The 3,860-nt window shown below is 72.5% G+C and carries 5 protein-coding genes; 2 read left to right on the top strand and 3 right to left on the bottom strand.

Annotation, left to right across the window (positions count from 1 at the left end; translation table 11 throughout):
* The coding region (gene thiE / locus VM840_02865; protein ID HVL80518.1) for a thiamine phosphate synthase at positions 1–580 on the bottom strand (580 nt) is incomplete at its 3' end.
* Positions 577–777, bottom strand: a complete 201-nt coding sequence (thiS, locus tag VM840_02860; GenBank protein HVL80517.1) for a sulfur carrier protein ThiS — start codon at positions 775–777, stop codon at positions 577–579. The genes thiE and thiS, both read right to left, overlap by 4 nt.
* Positions 778–867: 90 nt before the next feature.
* Here thiS and VM840_02855 point away from each other — a divergent pair, with 90 nt between their 5' ends.
* Positions 868–3,024: an ATP-binding protein gene (locus VM840_02855; protein ID HVL80516.1), complete on the top strand. Its 2,157-nt coding sequence runs from the start codon at positions 868–870 to the stop codon at positions 3,022–3,024.
* Positions 3,025–3,081: 57 nt separating this feature from the next.
* Positions 3,082–3,249, top strand: coding sequence for a hypothetical protein (locus VM840_02850; GenBank protein ID HVL80515.1), 168 nt, complete (start codon positions 3,082–3,084; stop codon positions 3,247–3,249).
* Position 3,250: 1 nt separating this feature from the next.
* Here VM840_02850 and VM840_02845 read toward each other — a convergent pair.
* Positions 3,251–3,860 (bottom strand): LLM class flavin-dependent oxidoreductase (locus tag VM840_02845; protein ID HVL80514.1); only part of this gene is annotated, 610 nt, incomplete at its 5' end.

The raw sequence follows: 3,860 nt of genomic DNA, 5'->3' as shown, positions 1-3,860 counted from the left end.
GGTCCGCGGAGTCGGTGATCGCCCGGACCACGACGACCCGCGTCGCTCCCGCCCCGATGACCTCGTCCACGTTGCCCGGCGAGATCCCGCCGATGGCGAACCAGGGGAACCGGACGTGGGCCGCCGCGTGCCGCACCAGCTCGAGCCCGGCCGCCGGCCGGCCGGGCTTCGTCGGGGTCTCGTGCACGGGTCCGACCGCTATGTAGTCCACGTCGCCGGCCTCGTTCTCGGCGATCGCCGCGGCGACCTGCTCGGGGGTATGCGTCGAGCGCCCGACGATCGCGCGGGAGCCGAGGAGGCGCCGGGCATACCGAGGTGGGAGGTCGGCCTGGCCGAGGTGCACGCCGTCGGCCCCCGCCGCGGCCGCGATGTCCGGGCGGTCGTTCACCACGAACGGGACCCCCACCCGTCGGCACGCCACCGCCCACTCCTCAGCCGCGGCCAGGACGTCCACCGCCTCGGCCTCCTTGTCGCGCAGCTGGACGATCCCCACCCCGGCCTCCACGACCGGCCCTATCCGGTGCGCGCCGAAGGACGGCCCGGCCACCAGGTACAGGCGGACGTCGTCGAGCGGGCTCATCCGCCCTGGACCGGCCGGACGATCTCCAGGACGTCCCCCTCCCCCAGCCGGACCCGACCCGCCTCCGACCGAGGGACGGCCTCCCCGTTGCGCTCCACCACGACCCAGTTCCGGCCGAGCCCCAGCTCCCGGACCGCGTCCTCCACGGTCGAGTCCTCGGGGAGCTCGAGGGGGCTGCCGTTGGCCGTCACCCGCATGGCTCGAACCTAGCACCGGGTGGGGGATGCACGCCCTCGTCCCCCGGAATGGGGGGACGGACCGGAGCGTGGACTGCCGATGACCAGGGCGTGAAGGGGACGACTGTGGTGCGTCCGGGCATCCCGGACACGACGAGGGCCGTCCCGGTGGTATGGGACCTGAGTGACCTCCCGCCGTCCGGCTGCACGAGGATGGCCGCCCCCACGCCCCGGGAGCCGCATCACGCGCCGCTCTTCGTCCAGAGGGTGCTCGTGGCGCGTCTCCTCCTCGGCTGCGTCGGGCTGTCGATGGCTCTCGCGCCGATCGCGGCGAAGGGGCTGTGCCTAGGGGCATCCGCGATGGCGGTGGCATCCTCCGCCCTCCTCCTGCGCCGTACGAGCGCCGGGTGGAGACGCAAGGCCGGCTTCGTCGCCGCGTGCGACGGCGTGGCGCTGAGCGCGATCGTCTCGCTCGGGGGTGTGGTCGAGGCCGCGCCGATCCTGCTGTGGCCGGTCGTGCTCGTCGCCTTCGTCGTCGGTGCCCGTTGGGCCGGGTGGGCCGGCGCCGCGGTCGGAGCCTGGCTGGCCGTGGCCGCGGTCCTGCTTCGGAACCAGCCGGTGACGCTGGACGTGGTCCTGGGCACCCCGGTGCTCTTCGGCTCACTCGGCTGGCTGCTGGGCCGGTTCGCCCGCCACCACGAGGAGACCGCGAGCCGAGCGGCCGACCTCGCCCAGCGCAACGAGGCGGTCGTGGCCGGCGCACCGGACGCCATCGTGATCTGCGACAGCCAACTGCGGGTCGTGGAGCAGAACCCGGCCGCCGAGGCTCTCTTCGGCTCGATGGGCGGATCGCTCTTCCCGCTCATGGAGCGGCCGGAGGGCGGCGCACTCCTCCCGCACGCCCGGGAGGCGTTGGCCTCCGAGGGCCGGTTCGGACCCGAGGAGGTGAGGGTCCCGACCCCGTCGGGGCCGGTCGACGTATCCGTCTCTATCTCGGCCCTGCGCGACCAGGCCCACGTCACACGCGGCTTCATCGCGATCCTACGCGACGTGTCGGACCAACGGAGGCAGGAGAGGCAGTTCCGCCGCCTGTCGGAGGCCGCCACCCAGATGGCCGCCCACACCGACCCGGGCGCCGTCGTCGGCGCGTCCCTCGAAGCGGCGACCGAGCTGACCGACTCCGACGCGGCCGGCCTGGTTCGCTTCGTCGGCGACGTCTGCGAGGTCGTCGCCACCCGCGGCCTTCCTGAGTGGATCGACGGCTACCGCCACCCGGCGGACCGCTGCATCACCTTCCGGCTCGCCTCCGATATCGGACCCACCATCCTCAACGGGTACCCGGAGCACCCCGAGGCCAACGCGATCTTCGTATCGCTCGGCGTCGAATCGATGATGGGCGTCCCGGTCCCACTGCCCGGAGGCGAAGGCGCTCCCACGGTCCTGATGGTGGCTCGACGGGAGCCGGGCGAGCCGTACCGGGAGCCGGGGCTGCAGATCCTGCAGGCCCTCGCCGGCCACGCCGCGGTAGCGATGCAGAAGGCGAAGGCGCTCGACGAGGAGCGGGCGCTGCGGGCGGGGGCCGAGCGGGCGAACTCGATCAAGGACGCGTTCCTGCAGACCGTCTCCCACGAGCTGCGCACCCCGCTGACCACGATGCTCGGGTTCGTCCAGACCCTCCACGACCATCACGACGAGGTGGACAAGCCGACCCAGCACATGATCCTCGGCCGCGCCGCCGCCCAGGGCGAGAGGTTGCGACGCCTGATCGAGCAGCTCCTCAGCCTCCCAGCTGTGACCGGGGGGACCGGTCCCCGCGTGCGGGCGACCGAGCTCCGCGAGGTGGTGTCCGCGGCCGTCGGGGGCGCGGGCTCGGCGGTCTCACCCCGTGTCGACGTGGAGGACGTGGTCGTCCTGGCCGACCCCGACTACCTGGAGATCGCGATACGCAACCTCATCGAGAACGCGGCCAAGCACGGGGACCCCCACACGGTCGCGGTCCGGGCAGCTCGCGACGGGGACGTGGCGGAGATCGCCGTCACCGACCGGGGACCCGGGGTCGCTCCGGAGGACCGGGGCAGGCTCTTCGACCGGTTCCACCGGGGAGCGGGAGCCGAACGCATCCCGGGTCTGGGTCTCGGCCTCGCCGTGGTGCGCGAGCACGTCGACGCGATGGGCGGAGATGTCCGCTTCGAGCCCGGCGTGCCGAAGGGATCACGATTCGTCGTGCGGCTCCCGATGGCGCCGCTCCCGGCGGCCGGACGTCGGTAGCTCCCGCTAAGGTCGGGGTCCTTCCCGTGGCCTTCCCCTCGAGCGAGGAGCGCCACGATGAAGCGTTCGACGAAGTGCAGGACCTGCGGGGTCACCATCCGGCCCCGCGCCAAGGACATGAGCCTCGGCGCTGCGGTGAGGAAGCACTACTGGGCCGCCCACCCCGAGGTGATGCTCGCCGGCCGCGCGGAGCGGGACTGGTCGAAGACGGCGAAGCGCAGGTGAGCTAGCGCGAGAGCTCGGCGACCACCTCGCGCAGACGTCCCTCGTCGCCTGCGAACGGTGACGCGAACGGGTTGTAGAAGTACAGCCTGTCCGCGATGCCGTCGTACCTCCGCCGGATGGTCTCCACCATGTCGTCGGGGTGTCCGGTGATCGCGAACTCGGCGAGCATCTCGTCGGTGATCTCGCCGGGCATCTCGCCGATGCTGCCCGACCGCATGAGCTCGTGCAGACGCGGGGGCGTGTCGTCCCAGCCGTGGGTCTCGAAGATCCTCGAGTAGGTGCGCGTGGATCCGTAGAAGGCGATCTGGCTGCGGACGAAAGAGTCGGCCGCCTCCTGCGTCTGGGCGTCGTCGAGGACGAGGAAGACCGGACAGCAGACGGCGATATCGGCGCGCGAGCGTCCGGACCGGGCCAGCCCCCGGTCCACCGCCGGCATGATCACCTCGTCGAGGTAGCGGCGCGAGTGCACGGGGTGCACGAGGATGCCGTCCGCGACGAGTCCGACCGTCTCGGCGTTGTACTCGTTCACCGCCGCTATCCACACCTGCGGAGCGGGGTACTCGTGGGGGCCGGGGTCGAAGAAGGGGGTGAGCACGGTGTGGGTGTAGAAC

The organism is Actinomycetota bacterium, assembly GCA_035540895.1.
Taxonomy (GTDB): domain Bacteria; phylum Actinomycetota; class JAICYB01; order JAICYB01; family JAICYB01; genus DATLFR01.
Note: the sequence above shows the minus strand (reverse complement) of the source record. Positions and strands in the feature narration are given on the sequence as shown.

Bases quoted from the DNA above. Each gene is read 5' to 3' on its own strand.
- VM840_02850 (HVL80515.1), top strand. From the start codon at position 3,082: ATGAAGCGTTCGACGAAGTGCAGGACCTGCGGGGTCACCATCCGGCCC.
- thiS (HVL80517.1), bottom strand. From the start codon at position 777: ATGCGGGTGACGGCCAACGGCAGCCCCCTCGAGCTCCCCGAGGACTCG.